16 protein-coding genes and 1 riboswitch are annotated in these 15,687 nt (G+C 67.3%); of the genes, 7 read left to right on the top strand and 9 right to left on the bottom strand.

Translation table 11 applies throughout. From position 1 onward, the window contains the following. Nucleotides 1-45 precede the first annotated feature (45 nt). The 9 genes from AC1RTA_RS00975 to AC1RTA_RS00935 form a co-directional block, all read right to left on the bottom strand. Nucleotides 46-501: a hypothetical protein gene (locus AC1RTA_RS00975; protein WP_014235765.1), complete on the bottom strand. Its 456-nt coding sequence runs from the start codon at nucleotides 499-501 to the stop codon at nucleotides 46-48. A gap of 238 nt (nucleotides 502-739) precedes the next feature. Beyond that, nucleotides 740-1,927: a class I SAM-dependent rRNA methyltransferase gene (locus AC1RTA_RS00970; protein ID WP_492783741.1), complete on the bottom strand. Its 1,188-nt coding sequence runs from the start codon at nucleotides 1,925-1,927 to the stop codon at nucleotides 740-742. A gap of 96 nt (nucleotides 1,928-2,023) precedes the next feature. Beyond that, entirely contained in the window at nucleotides 2,024-3,166 is a 1,143-nt protein-coding gene (locus tag AC1RTA_RS00965; protein ID WP_492783740.1) for a VIT1/CCC1 transporter family protein, read from the bottom strand. Nucleotides 3,167-3,170: 4 nt separating this feature from the next. Further along, entirely contained in the window at nucleotides 3,171-4,076 is a 906-nt protein-coding gene (gene xerC / locus AC1RTA_RS00960; protein ID WP_152090087.1) for a tyrosine recombinase XerC, read from the bottom strand. A gap of 14 nt (nucleotides 4,077-4,090) precedes the next feature. Beyond that, nucleotides 4,091-4,771, bottom strand: coding sequence for a DUF484 family protein (locus tag AC1RTA_RS00955; RefSeq protein ID WP_014235761.1), 681 nt, complete (start codon nucleotides 4,769-4,771; stop codon nucleotides 4,091-4,093). Continuing rightward, a complete protein-coding gene (dapF, locus tag AC1RTA_RS00950) occupies nucleotides 4,768-5,598 on the bottom strand; it encodes a diaminopimelate epimerase (RefSeq protein ID WP_014235760.1) in 831 nt (276 codons plus the stop codon). The genes AC1RTA_RS00955 and dapF overlap by 4 nt, the downstream gene beginning before the upstream one ends. A gap of 19 nt (nucleotides 5,599-5,617) precedes the next feature. Continuing rightward, complete coding sequence (locus AC1RTA_RS00945) at nucleotides 5,618-6,139, bottom strand: GNAT family N-acetyltransferase (RefSeq protein ID WP_492783739.1); 522 nt, start codon at nucleotides 6,137-6,139, stop codon at nucleotides 5,618-5,620. 22 nt (nucleotides 6,140-6,161) lie between these two features. After that, nucleotides 6,162-7,019: an LpxL/LpxP family acyltransferase gene (locus tag AC1RTA_RS00940; protein ID WP_492783738.1), complete on the bottom strand. Its 858-nt coding sequence runs from the start codon at nucleotides 7,017-7,019 to the stop codon at nucleotides 6,162-6,164. Then, nucleotides 7,016-7,906 (bottom strand): lysophospholipid acyltransferase family protein, encoded by an 891-nt coding sequence (locus AC1RTA_RS00935; protein WP_492783737.1) that lies wholly within the window; start codon nucleotides 7,904-7,906, stop codon nucleotides 7,016-7,018. The genes AC1RTA_RS00940 and AC1RTA_RS00935 overlap by 4 nt, the downstream gene beginning before the upstream one ends. 215 nt (nucleotides 7,907-8,121) lie before the next feature. Here AC1RTA_RS00935 and metK point away from each other — a divergent pair, with 215 nt between their 5' ends. The 7 genes from metK to AC1RTA_RS00900 all read left to right on the top strand — a co-directional run bounded on the left by metK (nucleotide 8,122) and on the right by AC1RTA_RS00900 (nucleotide 15,663). Next, nucleotides 8,122-9,285, top strand: a complete 1,164-nt coding sequence (gene metK / locus AC1RTA_RS00930) for a methionine adenosyltransferase (RefSeq protein ID WP_014235756.1) — start codon at nucleotides 8,122-8,124, stop codon at nucleotides 9,283-9,285. Between the two features lie 168 nt (nucleotides 9,286-9,453). After that, nucleotides 9,454-11,130, top strand: a complete 1,677-nt coding sequence (locus tag AC1RTA_RS00925) for a fatty acid--CoA ligase (protein ID WP_014235755.1) — start codon at nucleotides 9,454-9,456, stop codon at nucleotides 11,128-11,130. Between the two features lie 107 nt (nucleotides 11,131-11,237). Continuing rightward, nucleotides 11,238-12,467 (top strand): cyclic di-GMP phosphodiesterase, encoded by a 1,230-nt coding sequence (locus AC1RTA_RS00920; RefSeq protein ID WP_152090081.1) that lies wholly within the window; start codon nucleotides 11,238-11,240, stop codon nucleotides 12,465-12,467. 62 nt (nucleotides 12,468-12,529) lie between these two features. Then, a riboswitch (S-adenosyl-L-homocysteine riboswitch) is annotated at nucleotides 12,530-12,619 on the top strand. An 85-nt stretch (nucleotides 12,620-12,704) separates the two neighbouring features. Beyond that, complete coding sequence (gene ahcY / locus AC1RTA_RS00915; protein ID WP_130459736.1) at nucleotides 12,705-14,105, top strand: adenosylhomocysteinase; 1,401 nt, start codon at nucleotides 12,705-12,707, stop codon at nucleotides 14,103-14,105. A gap of 61 nt (nucleotides 14,106-14,166) precedes the next feature. Continuing rightward, the gene (locus tag AC1RTA_RS00910) at nucleotides 14,167-14,424 is read left to right on the top strand and encodes a S4 domain-containing protein (protein ID WP_014235752.1); all 258 of its coding nucleotides are present in this window, start codon (nucleotides 14,167-14,169) and stop codon (nucleotides 14,422-14,424) included. Beyond that, entirely contained in the window at nucleotides 14,421-15,260 is an 840-nt protein-coding gene (metF, locus tag AC1RTA_RS00905) for a methylenetetrahydrofolate reductase [NAD(P)H] (RefSeq protein WP_152090079.1), read from the top strand. Before AC1RTA_RS00910 ends, metF begins: the two co-directional genes overlap by 4 nt. Nucleotides 15,261-15,441: 181 nt before the next feature. Next, nucleotides 15,442-15,663, top strand: a complete 222-nt coding sequence (locus tag AC1RTA_RS00900; protein ID WP_014235750.1) for an HP1242/YdcH family protein — start codon at nucleotides 15,442-15,444, stop codon at nucleotides 15,661-15,663. Nucleotides 15,664-15,687: the final 24 nt, after the last annotated feature.

The following is a 15,687-nucleotide window of genomic DNA, read 5'->3' as shown; positions in this document are numbered from 1 at the left end:
CCCCCCCCCCCCCCCCCCCCCCGGCCCTGGAACGCCGCCGGAGGATCAGCGGCCCTGGTGCACCTGGCCGGTGACCACGTCCACGAAGACGTAGGGCTGGCTCGGGTTGCCTCCGAAAATGAAGTAGGGATTGCCCAGCTTGGGCCCCAGGGGATTGCGCAGGGTCACGGCGCCGTAGGCCTGGGTGAAGCCGGCCTGTTCCTTAAGCTTGTTGGCTTCGGGCAGGTCCATGGGCACCGGCCACTGGATCACCACGTCCTCCAGCCAGGGTTCGGGAATGAGCACGGGGGCGCCGAATTCGCCGTAGCCGGTGGACTTGATGATGACCGTGGTGTTGTTGGAATTCTGGAACACCACCCGCAGCTGGTCGATCTGGGCCGGGTCTGTGGTGGGGCCCTTGGAGGCGATGCCGTCGGCTTCGTACAGCTTGGCGGCGGGGTACTGTTCGGTGACGATGCGGACCGCGATATTGACCCGGCCGTTGAAACTCAGAATAGCCATGATGCACTCCTTCAGTGGCGGCGGAGGATGGATATCGGTCGCGGCAGTCGCCATGCCGCCCGATGCCGTGCGTTGCAGGCGGCGGGCGGTCTTGTTGGAAAGTGCTTTATTACCAATGTATTACGACATCGATGGGCGGCCGCGCCGACTGCCCATGCAGCATAGGCTCGGAATGAAAATATGTCGACGGAATATTGTCGATGCTATTGCAGCGGCAGCCGTGGCGAGGCGCCGGGGGTCACACCTGGCAGAGCAGGCCCTTGAGGTATTCGCCTTCCGGCACCGCCAGGGCGATGGGATGGTCCGGACCGGCCGCCAGGTGGCGCAGGATGCGGGCATCCACGCCGGCGTCGAGGGCGGCGCCGGCGATGATCTTCTGGAACAGCTCGTTGCCGATGCCGCCGGAGCAGGAGTAGGTGAATAGCAGGCCGCCCGGATTGAGCAGGCGGAAGCCCAGCAGGTTGATGTCCTTGTAGGCCCGGGCTGCCCGGTCGGCGTGGGCGGCGGAAGGGGCGAACTTGGGCGGGTCGAGCACGATCAGGTCGAACTTGCGCTCGGCCTTGCGCAGCTCGCGCAGGGCGGTGAACACGTCGGCTTCCCACCATTCGGCCCGGGCGGCATCCAGCTGGGGATTGAGGGCCAGGTTGCGTTTGGCCGTCTCCAGGGCCGGGCCGGAGGAGTCGATGGAGAGCACGGAGGCGGCCCCGCCAGCCAGGGCCTGCAGGGAAAAGCCGCCGGTGTAGCAGAAGCAGTTGAGCACGCTCTTGCCCGCCGCCAGGGCGCCGGTGAGCAGGCGGTTTTCCCGCTGGTCCAGGTAGAAGCCGGTCTTGTGGCCGCCCACCACATCCACCAGCAGGCGCACGCCGTTCTCCATGATGGAGAGATCGCCGGCCGGGGCCTCGCCGTGGAGCCAGCCGGTGACCGGCTCCAGGCCTTCGAGGCGGCGCACGTCCGAATCGGAGCGCTCGTAGATGCGGGCGCAGCCGGTGGCCTGGACCAGGGCATTGACGATGGCCTTGCGCCACTTCTCGCCGCCGGCCGAGGTCAGCTGCAGGGAGAGGGTGTCGCCGTACTGGTCGCAGACGACCCCGGGCAGGCCGTCGGATTCGCCGTGCAGAAGACGCACGCCTTCCTCGTTCTTCAACTCCGGCAGGTTGCGGCGCCGGGCCACGGCCTCGGCGATGCGGCGCTTGAAGAAGACGTCGTCGATGGTCTCGTTTTCATTGAAGGTCCACACCCGGGCCCGGATCTGGGAATCGGGGCTGTAGGCGGCCCGGGCCAGGAACTTGCCGTCGTCGGCCAGCACCTCCACCGTGTCGCCGGGCCGGGCCTTGCCCTTGAGCCGGCCGACGGAGCCGGCGAAGATCCAGGGATGGCGGCGCAGCAGGGAGCGTTCCTTGCCGGGGAAGAGGATGAGTTGGGACATGGGCAGACCTTGCAAAGCGGCGCCGCGGCGGCGGCAAAGGTGCGCAGTGTACCGGGCGATGCCGTACGGCGCCACGGCCCGCGCCGATAGGGGCGGTCAGGCGGCCAGCCAGGCCTCGACGGCGTAGCCGGCGCCGTAGGTGACGGCTGCGGCGGCCATGCCGATGAGCAGCTGGCGCAGGCCGGCCCGGCCCGGATGGCGGCCGGTGAAAATGGAAATGGCGGCGCCGATGAGGAACAGCCCGAGGGCACTGGCCACGGCGCTGCCCATGACGGCGGCCCTGCCCTGGAGGAACAGCAGGGGCAGGATGGGAATGAGGGCGCCCACCAGGAATACGGCGAAGGATGCCAGGGCGGCGGTGCCGGCGGAGCCCCCCAGGTCGTCCGGGTTGATGCCCAGTTCTTCCCGGGTCAGGGTGTCGAGGGCCGTCTCCTGGTTCTGGATGACCCGGGCGGCAATGGCGGCGGCCTCCTCGGCGGTGAAGCCCTTGGCCTGGTAGATGAGGGCCAGCTCGGCCTGCTCCTCCGCCGGCACTTCGGCCAGTTCCTCCGCTTCGGCGGCGATCTGGTGGGCGTACATTTCCCGGCTGCTCTGCACCGAGATCCATTCGCCCATGGCCATGGAGCAGGCGCCGGCCAGCATGCCGGCCAGGCCGGTGGCGAGCATGGCCGTATTGGAGAACTGGGCGCCGGCCACCCCCATGACCAGGCTGAGGGTGGAAACGAGGCCGTCGTTGGCGCCAAGCACGGCGGCCCGCAGGGCATTGCCGCCGCCGGCGCCGTGGCGCCCTTCCAGGCGGGCATAGGCGCCGCCGTCCCAGCGGCCGCCGTTGCCCATGGAGGTGAGGCGGAAGAGCAGGCGGGCGTGGGCCCGCTCCTGGGCCGGCAGGTCGGTGTGGCGGGATTCCCGCTGGTCGTCGTAGCTGGTCTGGTCCAGGCTTTCCCGGGCCGCCACGGTGGGCAGGACGCTGGCGGCTCCCAGGTGCCGGGCCAGCCAGATGAGGATGCGGGCGCGCCAAGTGGGACCCAGGTTCGGGGCCGGCTGCCCGGCCCGCTCCTGGCGGCGTTGCCAGAACTGGGCGTGGGCCGCCTCGGCGGCGGCCAGGCGGCGGTAGATGGCGGCCAGTTCCGGCCTGGCTTCCGCCTCGGCCATGGCCTGGTAGAGGGCGGCGCTGTCCACCTCGCCCTGCTGGTTGCGCCGGTAGCGGCTCAGGTCCTGGCGTGGATCGGGCTTGGCCATGGCCTTACTTGCGCTTGGCCCGGGGATGGGCGGTGTCGTATACCTGGGCCAGGTGCTGGAAATCCAGGTGGGTATAGACCTGGGTCGAGGCGATGCTGGCATGGCCGAGCATCTCCTGCACCGCCCGCAGGTCGCCGGAGGACTGCAGCACGTGGCTGGCAAAGGAGTGGCGCAGCATGTGGGGATGCACGTGGCTGGGCAGGCCGGCCAGCAGGGCCCGGCGGGAGAGGCGCTGCTGGATGATGCCGTGGGCGATGCGCCGGCCCCGGGCGCCGACGAAGAGGGCCTTTTCCTCCGGTCGGGCCAGCTCGGCCCGCCGCGCCATCCAGGCGGCCAGGGCCTGCCGCGCCTTGCTGCCGACGGGCACCACCCGCTCCTTGTCCCGCTTGCCGTGGACCCGGACTTCGCCGCCGCCGATGTCGGTCAGGGCATCCACATCCAGCTCGGCCAGCTCCGCCAGGCGCAGGCCGGAGGAATAGAACAGCTCGAACATGGCCTGGTCCCGTAGCTCCTGGGGATCGTCCGGATCGATGGAGGTTTCCAGCAGGCGGGCCGTCTCGTCCGGCGACAGGGTGCGGGGCAGGGCCTTGGGGCTCTTGGGCGGCCGCACCCCTTCGCAGGGATTGTGGCCGGCGTGGCCGTGGCGGCCGAGCCAGCGGTAGAAGACACGCCAGGCCGACAGGCTGCGGGCCAGGGAGCGGCCCGCCAGGCCGCGGCCGTGGAGCAGGCCGACGAAGCGGCGGATGTGGTGGGACTGCAGTTCGCCCAGGCCCGGGCTGCCCGGCAGTTCGGCGGCCAGGGCCAGGAGCTTGCCCAGGTCCCGGCGGTAGTTGCTGACGGTGTGGGGCGACTGGCGACGCTGGGTCGCCAGTTCGTCGAGGAAGGCTCCGGCGAGGCTGTGGCCGTCCATGGAGCCCGCCTTGCCTAGTGGCGCAGGGCCCGGCCGATGGCGGCGGAGACGATCTCGCCCAGCCGTTCCAGGTAGAGGGTGCCCATGTCGGCGTAGAAGCGGTCCATGCTCTCGCTGCCCATGGCGATCATGCCGAAGGTGCCGCCACCGTTGCGCAGGGCCACCAGGGCCTGGGAACGGATGTGGGCGGAGGTGTCGCCGAACCAGGTGGAAGTCTCGAAGCCGGAGGTGGAGCCGCAGTAGGGCCGGCCCAGGGTTTCGGCGAAGACCTGCAGTTCCTCGGAGACGGCGGCGAACTCGGGCAGCTCGCCCACGCCTTCCGGCTGGTCCCACAGGCGCAGGGCCACGTGGGGGATGGCGAAGTCTTCCTTGAGGTGGAAATCCAGGATGTGGATCACCGCCTGGAAGGTGGTGGCGGCCACCAGGGCCACCGCCAGCCGGTGCATCTTTTCGCTGATGGCATCGTTGGCTTCGCCGAAGCCGAGCAGTTCGGCCATCTTGCCTTCCAGGGCCTTGTTCTTGTCGCGCAGGGTGAGCATCTGCCGCTCGGTGATGGAGATGGCCCGGCCCCCGTGGGGGTGGGGAATCACCAGCCGGGAAATGAGGTCGGCGTGCTCTTCGAAGAACTGGGGGTTGTGTTCCAGGTATTCGGCCACGTCGGCGCCGGAGAGGCGCGGGGTTTGGATGTCGCTCACAGTTCGATTTCTCCGCTAAAGACGGTGACGGCCGGGCCGGTCATGTGCACCGGGGTGCCGGGGCCGTTCCAGGCAATGCTCAGTTCGCCGCCCCGGGTGCTGACGCGCACCGGGGAATCCAGCAGGTCGCGGCTGATGCCGGCCACCACGGCGGCGCAGGCGCCGGTGCCGCAGGCCAGGGTCTCGCCGGCGCCCCGCTCATAGACCCGCAGGCGCACGCTGTGCCGGTCCACCACCTGCAGGAAGCCGGCATTGACCCGCTGGGGAAAGCGCGGGTGGGATTCGATCATGGGGCCCTGGATGGCCACCGGCGCCGTATCCACGTCTTCCACCACCTGCACGGCGTGGGGATTGCCCATGGAAACGGCGGTAATGGCCACTTCCTGGTCGCCCACTTGCAGGGGCTGGATCACCGCGTCGGTGGGGGAAACGAAGGGGATGCGGTCCGGCGCGAAGACGGGCTTGCCCATGTCCACGGTGACGTTGCCGTCGGCCTCCAGGCGGGGGCTGATGATGCCCGACTTGGTTTCCACCTTGATTTCCCGCTTGTCGGTGAGGCCCTGTTCGTGCACGAAGCGGACGAAACAGCGGGCGCCGTTGCCGCACTGCTCCACTTCGCTGCCGTCGGCATTGAAGATGCGGTAACGGAAATCGACGCCGGCCTGGCCGGGCTTTTCCACCAGCAGGATCTGGTCGCAGCCGACGCCGAAGTTGCGGTCGGCGAGGAAGCGCAGCTGGGCCGGGGTGAGGGTGATGTTCTGGCGCACGCCGTCGAGCACGACGAAGTCGTTGCCCAGTCCGTGCATCTTGGTGAATTCGAGTTTCATGGCGTTGGCCTGCGTGCTTTCAAGCGAGGGACCGGGCCATTATAAAGTCATCCATGACAAAGCCGTTGCCGATCTCGACGCAGACCGACTCCCGTACTTCGAAGCCGTTCTTGCGGTAGGCGGCGATGGCCTGGGCGTTGTTCTTGTTCACCGCCAGGATCAGCTGCTTGCCGCCCCGGGCCCGGCAGCGTTGGGCCACGTGCTGCAACAGGGCGCTGCCGATGCCCTGGCGCTGGGCCTCGGGATGGACGTAGAGCTTGTCCAGCTTGAATTCGGCCGGGGTGGCGGTGGCCTGGGTGGCGGCGAAGCCGAGGCGGCGGGCGCCGACGAAGGCCTGGTCCCACCAGATGTCGGGGCGGGCCAGCTCTTCCAGCAAGCGGGGCGCGCCGTAGCGCTGGCCCAGCATGTAGTCGATCTGGGCCTGGCTGATGATGTCCCGGTAGGCAAGCTGCCAGACCGTGCGGGCCAGCTGGGCGATGGCGCCCACCTCTTCCCGGGCGACGGGGCGGATCAGGGGGATGGGCGGTGCGGAGGAGGGCATGGCGGGTCTTTCGCGGTGCTGCTCAGTAGAAACGGGCTTCGCCTGGGGGCCGGGTCTTGAAGCGCTTGTGTACCCAGTAGTACTGATCCGGGATGCGCCGTACCTCCGACTCGATGAAGGCATTGACGCGGCGGGTATCGGCTGTGACGTCACCGCTGGGGTAATGTTCCCAGGCCGGCAGCAGGCGCACCCGGTAGCCGCGGGGTGTCATCTCGGCGATGCAGGGCACCACCCGGGCCTTGCCCAGGGCGGCGAGGCGGGCGACGCCGGTGATGGTGGCGGCGGGGATGCCGAAGAAGGGCACGAAGATGGCGTCCCGGGGGCCGAAGTCCATGTCCGGCAGGTAGTAGAAGGGCCGCCCCTCGGCCAGGGCCTTCACCACCTTGCGCATGCCGTCCTGGCGGGAGAGCAGGTTGGGCGTGTTGAAACGCATGCGGCCGGCGTAGAGGGCGGCGTTGAAGTGGGGGTTCTTCTGCTGGGAATAGACCGAAAGCATGGGACGGTCCCGGGTCAGAGCGCTCCAGCCCGCATCCAGGCCGAGGAAATGGGGCGTCAGGACCAGGGTGGGGGCGCCGTCCCGGGGCAGGTTGTCCCAGCCTTCAACCTGGATCAGGCGTCGCAGCCGGGCCGGGGAGGCGTGCCAGAGCAGGGCCCGGTCCAGGAAGGACTGGCCGAAGGCGACAAAATGGCGCCGGACCAGCCGCCGGCGTTCCCCTTCGCCAAGTTCGGGAAAGCACAGGGCCAGGTTGGTGTGGGTGACCCGCCGCCGTTCGGCGCCGAGCAGGTACAGCAGGTAGCCGAAGGCGGCGCCCAGGGCCCGCAGCAGGGGCAGGGGCAGGAAGTGGCAGAGCCAGAGCAGGGCCAGGGCGAGGCGGGTCACCGGCAGTCCTCCGCCGCTGTCGGCGCCGGTTCGGCGCCCCGGGGGCGCTTGTAGCGGTTGTAGCCCCACAGGTACTGGCTCGGGCACTGGCGGATCAGGGTTTCCAGCTCCCGGTTGATCTGGGCCGCCCGGGCCACCGTGTCGCCCGTCAGGGGCTGGGTCGGCGCCTGCAGGTGCAGGTGGTAGCCGCGGCCGTGGGGCAGGCGCTCGCCGTAGGCGAAGATCACCCGGCCGCCGGCTTCCGAGAGGCGGGCCGCCAGGGTCATGGTGTAGGCGGGGCGACCGAAGAAGGGCAGCCATTTGCCTTCGCCGGCACCGGGGGCCTGGTCCGGCAACAGGCCCACCGCCTCCTTGCGCTTCAGTGCCCGGATCAGGGCCCGTACGCCGGAAAGGTCGGCCGGGGCCAGCTTCAGGTGTTCGCCCCGGGCCCGGCCGGCGGCGATGATGCGGCCCAGCCACTCCAGCTTGGGCGGGCGGAAGAGCACGGTGATGGGGGCTGCTGGCCGGGCCCGGGCCGCCTGGCGGGCATAGTACTGGGCAGTGATCTCGAAGCAGCCCAGATGGGGAGTGAGGAAGATGATGCCTTCGTCCTCCGTCCAGGCCGACTCCACCAGCTCCCAGCCGCTCACCTGCACCACCCGGGCCGCCACTTCCTCCAGGGGGCGCAGCCAGACCTTGGGCAATTCCAGAACGCCTTTTCCCGCCTCCCGGGCAATGGCCGGGATCAGGTCCGTGGCGGCGTCGGCCGGGTAGGCCAGGGCCAGATTCTGTTGCAGGTGGGAGCGGTAGGTGGCGGACAGGCGGTACACCAGGCGCCCGAGCAGGGCGCCCAGGGCGTGGAGCCAGGCCAGAGGGAGGCAGGCGAGGAGGCGGAAGAGAAGGCTCAAGGGGTGGGCTCGCGGAACGTATTTTTGATGGCGCTCAAATTGCCGGGAGCGACGGGTTTGACCCGGGGCCGGCGAAAAAATAGAATTATCGGCCGCCGAGTTAATCAGGACAACTTGCAGGGCGGTTCACAAATACTGCTAAAGCGTCGCCTGCTCTCCCCCGGAGCCGGTCGCGCCGGTCAAGTAATACGGGGAATTCTTTAGGAGCAGTACACATGGCTGAATACTTCTTTACCTCGGAATCCGTTTCCGAAGGCCATCCCGACAAGGTCGCCGACCAGATCTCCGATGCCATCCTGGACGCCATCCTGGCCCAGGACAAGCATTCCCGCGTCGCCGCCGAGACCCTCTGCAACACCGGTCTGGTGGTTCTGGCGGGCGAGATTACCACCAATGCCAACGTGGATTACATCCAGGTGGCCCGGGATACCATCAAGCGCATCGGCTACGACAACACCGAATACGGCATCGACTACAAGGGCTGCGCCGTGCTGGTGGCCTACGACAAGCAGAGTCCGGACATCGCCCAGGGCGTGAACAAGGCCTACGACGACAACCTGGGCCAGGGCGCCGGCGACCAGGGCCTGATGTTCGGCTACGCCTGTGACGAAACCCCGTCCCTGATGCCCCTGCCGATTTTCCTCTCCCACCGTCTGGTGGAGCGCCAGGCCCTGCTGCGCAAGGACGGCCGCCTGCCCTGGCTGCGTCCCGATGCCAAGTCCCAGGTCACCATCCGCTACGTGGACGGCAAGCCCGATTCCATCGACACCGTGGTGCTGTCCACCCAGCACGCCCCGGACATGAGCCTGGAAGCCATCCGGGAAGCCACCATCGAGGAAATCATCAAGCCGGTGTTGCCCAAGGAACTGATCAAGGGCGACATCAAGTACCTGGTGAACCCCACCGGCCGCTTCGTCGTCGGCGGTCCCCAGGGTGACTGCGGCCTCACCGGCCGCAAGATCATCGTGGACACCTACGGCGGTGCCGCGCCCCACGGCGGCGGCGCCTTCTCCGGCAAGGACCCCTCCAAGGTGGACCGTTCCGCCGCCTACGCCGGCCGTTACGTGGCCAAGAACATCGTCGCCGCCGGCCTGGCCAGCAAGTGCCTGGTGCAGGTCTCCTACGCCATCGGCGTGGCCGAGCCCACCTCCATCATGGTGGAGACCTTCGGCACCGGCAAGGTGAGCAACGAGACCCTGACCGCCCTGGTGCGCAAGCACTTCGACCTGCGTCCCAAGGGCATCGTGAACATGCTCGACCTGCTGCGTCCCATCTACGAGAAGACCGCCGCCTACGGCCACTTCGGCCGCGACGAGCCGGAATTCACCTGGGAAGCCACCGACCGCGCCGCCCTGTTGAAGAGCGACGCCGGCCTCTAAGCCCGGCCGCAGTCGTCACAGGCCCGTCCCCTGCCGGGGGCGGGCTTTTTTATTGCCCGCAGATCGGGGGGCGGCGCGGGCCGCGCCTTACGGTGCCTGTCACCCTCCTGTAACATCCCCCTTGAGAACACAGCCGTACCGACATAAATAAAAACGAGGAAGAACGCCATGCCGGTCCAACTCATCGAGACCACTCCGTCCGCCTATTCCTACCCGCTGCTGATCAAGCATCTGCTGCACACCCCCCTGGCCCATGCGCCGGACCAGGAAATCGTCTACCGGGACAGCGTCCGCTACACCTACCGCACCCTGCAGCAGCGCATCGGCCGCCTGGCCAACGCCCTGGCGGCCCTGGGGGTGGAGCCCGGCCACACGGTGGCCATGATGGACTGGGACAGCCACCGCTATCTGGAATGCTTCTTCGCCGTGCCCATGATGGGCGCCGTGCTGCAGACGGTGAATGTGCGCCTGACGGCGGAGCAGATGCTGTACACCCTGAACCATGCCCGGGCCGACGTGGTGCTGGTGAACAGCGAGTTCTTTCCTTTGCTGCAGGCCATGGCGGAGCGCCTGGAGAGCGTCAAGACCTTCGTCCTGATCCACGGCGACCATGAGAATCCGGAGAAAATGCAGGCCCCGGTCTCCTTCGCCGGGGAGTACGAAGAGCTGCTGGCCGCTGCCGCCACCGATTACGACTTCCCCGACTTCGACGAGAACGCCAAGGCCACCACCTTCTATACCACCGGCACCACGGGCCTGCCCAAGGGGGTCTATTTCAGCCACCGGCAACTGGTGATGCACACCATGGGCGCTGCCACCGGCCTCGGCACCGCGCCGGTACAGGGCCGCCTGCACCGGGACGATGTGTACATGCCCATCACCCCCATGTTCCACGTGCATGCCTGGGGCCTGCCCTACGTGGCCACCATGCTGGGCCTGAAGCAGGTCTACCCGGGACGTTACCAGCCCGAGGTGCTGTTGCGATTGAAGGCCCGGGAGCGGGTCACCTTCTCCCACTGCGTGCCCACCATCCTGCACATGCTGCTCAACCACGCCCTGGCCAGGGAGACGGACCTGTCCGGCTGGAAGGTCATGATCGGCGGCTCCGCCCTGCCCCAGGCCATGGCGGTGGCGGCCCTGGAAAAGGGGATCGACGTCTTCACCGGCTACGGCATGTCGGAGACCTGTCCCATCCTGTCCGTGGCCCACCTGCCCACGGCCAAGCTGCAGGCCCCCCTGGCCGAGCAGGCTGCCCTGCGCGCCCGTACCGGCCTGCCCCTGCCCCTGGTGGACCTGCGCATCGTCGATCCGGAAATGCGGCCCCAGCCCCACGACGGCCAGGCCGTCGGTGAACTGGTGGTGCGCTCCCCCTGGCTGACCCAGGGCTACCTGAAGGATCCGGCGGCGGCCGAAGAGCTGTGGGGTGGGGGCTACCTGCACACCGCCGACATCGGCAACATCGACGCCAACGGCTCCATCCAGATCACCGACCGCATCAAGGACGTGATCAAGACCGGTGGCGAGTGGACTTCCTCCCTGCAGCTGGAAGACATCATCGGCCAGCACCCGGCGGTGCACGAGGTGGCGGTGATCGGGGTCAAGGACGAGAAGTGGGGCGAGCGGCCCCTGGCCCTGGTGGTACTGAAGCCGGAAATGGAAGGCCAGGTCACCGAGCACGCCATCCGCAACCATGCCGCCCACCTGGCGGAAACCCTGGGGGTCTCCCGCTACGGGGTGCTGATGCAGGTTTCCTTCGTCAAGACCCTGGCCCGTACCAGCATCGGCAAGATCAACAAGCGTTTCATGCGGGAAAACCTGGAGGCCGCCAAGGCCGCCCAGCCCTAGTGCCTTGGTCCCCGGCCCTGGGGTGATTCCCAGGGCCGGGGGCAATTTCCGCAATTTGCCTTCCCCTGGGCATAAAATGGGGGTTTTCCGCCTCCTGCCTGTCCCCCATGCTCAAGAAAATCCATGTCGAACAACTGCGTGTCGGCATGTATCTCAAATCCTTCTGTGGCGCCTGGATCGATCATCCGTTCTGGCGCAACTCCTTCGTCCTGAAGGACCCGGAGGACATCCGCGCCATTCGCGCCAGTTGCATCACCGAAGTCTGGATCGATGCCGGCAAGGGGCTGGACGTGGAAGCCGGCGAGGCGGCCATCAGCGAGACCGAGTCCGAGGCCCTGGTGGCCGAGGAACAGGTGCGGGAGGCCCAGGCCACCCGCTCCCTGGAGCGCACCAGCACCGCGGTGGAGATGCAGCGGGCGGCGAAAATCTGCAACAGCGCCAAGAAGGCCGTGGTGTCCATGTTCCAGGAGGCCCGCATGGGCAAGGCCGTGGATGCGGAGCAGGCCCAGGTGCTGGTGGAGGAGATCGCCGATTCCGTGGCCCGCAATCCCGGCGCCCTGATCAGCCTGGCCCGCCTGAAGACGGCCGACGATTACACCTACATGCACTCGGTCGCCGTCTGCGCCTTGATGGTGGCCCTGGCCCGCCAGCTCGGCCTGGACGAGCAGCAGACCCGCTTGGCGGGCCTGTCCGGCCTGCTGCACGACATGGGCAAGGCCTTCATCCCGGCAGAAATCCTCAACAAGCCGGGCAAGCTGACCGACGAAGAATTTGCGGTCATCAAGACCCACCCCGCAGAAGGGCACAAGGTCTTGCTGGAAGGCAAGGGGGTGCCGCCGGAGGCGCTGGACGTCTGCCTGCACCACCACGAAAAGATGAACGGCGGCGGCTACCCCAAGGGCCTCAAGGGCGACGAGATCAGCCTGTTGGCCAAGATGGGGGCGGTCTGCGACGTCTATGACGCCATTACCTCCAACCGCCCCTACAAGGCCGGCTGGGACCCGGCCGAATCGATCAAGAAGATGGCCGAGTGGGCCGACGGGCATTTCGATCCCCGGGTCTTCCAGGCCTTCGTCAAGAGCCTGGGCATCTACCCCATCGGCTCCTTCGTCCGCCTCGAATCGGGGCGGCTGGGGGTGGTGGTGGAGCAGAGCGAGAAGTCCCTGCTGGCGCCCCGGGTCAAGGTCTTCTTTTCCACCAAGTCCAATGCCCACATTGCGCCGGAGTTGCTGGACCTGTCCCGTCCCGGCGTGCACGACAAGATCGCCGGCCGGGAGGACCCGGCCAAGTGGGGCATTGGCAACGTGGACGAAATCTGGAGCACGGCGGCGGCCTGAGCCCGGTGCGGGGGGGCCGGCCGGGGAATTTCCCCGACCGGTATTTCCGTCTATAATCCGCCACTTCCGAGGAGCGCTGCGAGGCCGGCAAGGTCCCAGGCTCGGATGTCTGCCCCGCCAGGGGAGACCAGTTTCAACGGCGCTCACCTTTACAACCCTGCCGGGCGCAGGGGGCCAGGTGAGCCCTGCTATCGCACTCCCTCCCCTCCCCGGCCACAGTTCTTAAGGAGCACTGCTGTGGCTGAATTCAAAGATTACGTGATCGCCGACCTGGGCCTGTCCGCCTGGGGCCGCAAGGAAATCAAGATTGCCGAGACCGAAATGCCCGGTCTCATGGCCATCCGCGAGGAGTACGCCAAGAGCCAGCCCCTGAAGGGCGCCCGCATCACCGGCTCCCTGCACATGACCATCCAGACCGCGGTGCTGATCGAGACCCTGGTGGCTCTCGGTGCCGAAGTGCGCTGGGCTTCCTGCAACATCTTCTCCACCCAGGATCACGCCGCTGCCGCCATCGCCGCTGCCGGCATCCCCGTCTTCGCCGTCAAGGGCGAGACCCTGACCGAGTACTGGGACTACACCCACCGCATCTTCGAATGGGCCGACGGTGGCTATTCCAACATGATCCTGGACGACGGCGGCGATGCCACCCTGCTGCTGCACCTGGGCGCCAAGGCCGAGAAGGACATTTCCGTCCTGGCCAAGCCCGGTTCCGAAGAAGAGACCATCCTCTTCGCCGCCATCAAGGCCAAGCTGGCCCAGGACCCCACCTGGTACTCCGTGCGTCTGGAAAAGATCAAGGGCGTTACCGAAGAGACCACCACCGGCGTGCACCGCCTGTACCAGATGCACGCCCGCGGCGACCTCAAGTTCCCCGCCATCAACGTGAACGATTCCGTCACCAAGTCCAAGTTCGACAACCTCTACGGTTGCCGCGAATCCCTGGTGGACGGCATCAAGCGCGCCACCGACGTCATGGTGGCCGGCAAGATCGCCGTGGTCTGCGGCTACGGCGACGTGGGCAAGGGTTCCGCCCAGGCCCTGCGCGCCCTCTCCGCCCAGGTCTGGGTCACCGAGATCGACCCGATCTGCGCCCTGCAGGCCGCCATGGAAGGCTACCGCGTCGTCACCATGGAATACGCTGCCGACAAGGCCGACATCTTCGTCACCACCACCGGCAACTTCCACGTCATCACCCATGACCACATGGTGAAGATGAAGAACAACGCCATCGTCTGCAACATCGGCCACTTCGACAACGAAATCGACGTCGCTTCCCTGGAAAAGTACCAGTGGGAAGAGATCAAGCCCCAGGTCGATCACGTCATCTTCCCCGACGGCAAGCGCATCATCCTGCTGGCCAAGGGCCGCCTGGTGAACCTGGGCTGCGCCACCGGCCACCCCAGCTACGTGATGAGCTCCTCCTTCGCCAACCAGACCATCGCCCAGATCGAGCTGTTCACCAAGACTGCCGATTACCCGGTGGGTGTCTACACCCTGCCCAAGCACCTGGACGAGAAGGTGGCCCGCCTGCAGCTGAAGACCCTCAACGTGCAGCTGACCACCCTCACCCAGCAGCAGGCCGACTACATCGGCGTGCCCGTGCAAGGCCCCTACAAGGCCGACCACTACCGCTACTAAGCCGTAGCCGGGCCGTCTCCCTTGCCGGAGGCGGCCTGCAGACGATGGGTCGGGACCCGCCATGTCCATGAACTCGTTCCACAGCCGCAGTTCCCGTCCGCCACCCAAGGTGCGCCAGGAGGCGGTGCCCCACGTCCGCAAGGGCGTGCGCGCCGACGTGCTGCTGGTGGAACAGGGTCTGGCCGCCTCCCGCGCCCTGGCCCGGGACCTGATCAGTCAGGGCTGGGTCCGGGGACCCGTCGGCCTCATCACCAAAGCTTCCCAGGAATTGCCGCCCGGTACCCGGCTGCAGTTGCTGGAGGAAAGGCAGACGCCATGAACGACAAGACGTTCAGTATCGAATTCTTTCCGCCCCAGACGGCGGAAGGCGTGGAGAAGCTGCGCCTGGTGCGGGACAAGCTGGCGGCCCTGAAGCCGGCCTTCTTCTCCGTCACCTACGGTGCGGGCGGTTCCACCCGGGAGCGTACCTTCTCCACCGTGCGCGAAATCGTCGCCGCCGGCCTGGATGCGGCGCCCCACCTGTCCTGCATCGGCTCCTCCCGGGAGTCCATCCGCGGCATCCTGGCCGAGTTCCAGGCCGAGGGCATCCGTCGCGTGGTGGCCCTGCGCGGCGACCTGCCCTCCGGCATGGCCGACCCGGGCGAATTCCGCTACGCCAACGAGCTGGTGGAGTTCATCCGGGCCGAGACCGACGATCACTTCCATATCGAAGTGGCCGCCTATCCGGAATGGCATCCCCAGGCCCGCAGCGCCGACGACGACCTGCAGGCTTTCGTGCGCAAGGTCAATGCGGGTGCCAATTCCGCCATCACCCAATACTTCTACAACGCGGACGCCTACTTCCATTTCGTGGATGCGGTGCGGGCCGCCGGAGTGACCATCCCCATCGTCCCGGGGATCATGCCCATTGCCAGCTTTGCCAAGCTGGCCCGCTTCTCCGATGCCTGCGGCGCCGAAATCCCCCGCTGGATGCGCAAGAAGTTCGAAGGCTTCGGCGACGATGCCGATTCCATCAAGGCCTTCGGCCTGGATGTGGTTACCGAGCTGTGCCAGAAGCTGCTGGCCGGCGGCGCCCCGGGGCTGCATTTCTATTCCATGAACCAGTCCGGCCTGACCAGTGAGATCTGGCAGCGTCTGGGGCTCGGCAACCGCTGAGCCGGTCGCTGGCGGCGTACCCCTCGGGGGTGCTGTGCAAAGGTCAGGGGCAACCCCCGCGCCGTGGCGGCCGGGGTTTTTCTTTGCCGGCGCGGAGACGGCCATGGAGGTTTTGTTCTGGCGGCGAGGCTCGTACAATGGAACTGTCGATTTACATAACAACCCAGTGTGGAGCGTCATCATGTTTCCTGAATACCGCGACCTGATTTCCCAACTCAAGACCAGCGACCGCCACTTCCAGAATCTCTTCCAGAAGCACAACGAGATCGACCAGAAGGTCAAAAACATGGAGTCCCGCATCGAATCCGGCTCCCCGGAGCAGATCGAAGCCCTGAAGAAGGAAAAGCTGGCGCTGAAGGACGAGATTTACGCCGTGCTGAAGAAGGCCAGCGCCACGGTCTGAGCATCCCCCCGGCTTCGCTGGAGT

It is taken from the genome of Azospira sp. MPR-E4, from assembly GCF_058809645.1.
Note: the sequence above shows the minus strand (reverse complement) of the source record. Positions and strands in the feature narration are given on the sequence as shown.

Bases quoted from the DNA above. Each gene is read 5' to 3' on its own strand.
- AC1RTA_RS00975 (WP_014235765.1), bottom strand. From the start codon at position 501: ATGGCTATTCTGAGTTTCAACGGCCGGGTCAATATCGCGGTCCGCATC.
- AC1RTA_RS00970 (WP_492783741.1), bottom strand. From the start codon at position 1,927: ATGTCCCAACTCATCCTCTTCCCCGGCAAGGAACGCTCCCTGCTGCGC.
- AC1RTA_RS00965 (WP_492783740.1), bottom strand. From the start codon at position 3,166: ATGGCCAAGCCCGATCCACGCCAGGACCTGAGCCGCTACCGGCGCAAC.
- xerC (WP_152090087.1), bottom strand. From the start codon at position 4,076: ATGGACGGCCACAGCCTCGCCGGAGCCTTCCTCGACGAACTGGCGACC.
- dapF (WP_014235760.1), bottom strand. From the start codon at position 5,598: ATGAAACTCGAATTCACCAAGATGCACGGACTGGGCAACGACTTCGTC.
- AC1RTA_RS00945 (WP_492783739.1), bottom strand. From the start codon at position 6,139: ATGCCCTCCTCCGCACCGCCCATCCCCCTGATCCGCCCCGTCGCCCGG.
- metK (WP_014235756.1), top strand. From the start codon at position 8,122: ATGGCTGAATACTTCTTTACCTCGGAATCCGTTTCCGAAGGCCATCCC.
- AC1RTA_RS00925 (WP_014235755.1), top strand. From the start codon at position 9,454: ATGCCGGTCCAACTCATCGAGACCACTCCGTCCGCCTATTCCTACCCG.
- AC1RTA_RS00920 (WP_152090081.1), top strand. From the start codon at position 11,238: ATGCTCAAGAAAATCCATGTCGAACAACTGCGTGTCGGCATGTATCTC.
- AC1RTA_RS00910 (WP_014235752.1), top strand. From the start codon at position 14,167: ATGTCCATGAACTCGTTCCACAGCCGCAGTTCCCGTCCGCCACCCAAG.
- metF (WP_152090079.1), top strand. From the start codon at position 14,421: ATGAACGACAAGACGTTCAGTATCGAATTCTTTCCGCCCCAGACGGCG.
- AC1RTA_RS00900 (WP_014235750.1), top strand. From the start codon at position 15,442: ATGTTTCCTGAATACCGCGACCTGATTTCCCAACTCAAGACCAGCGAC.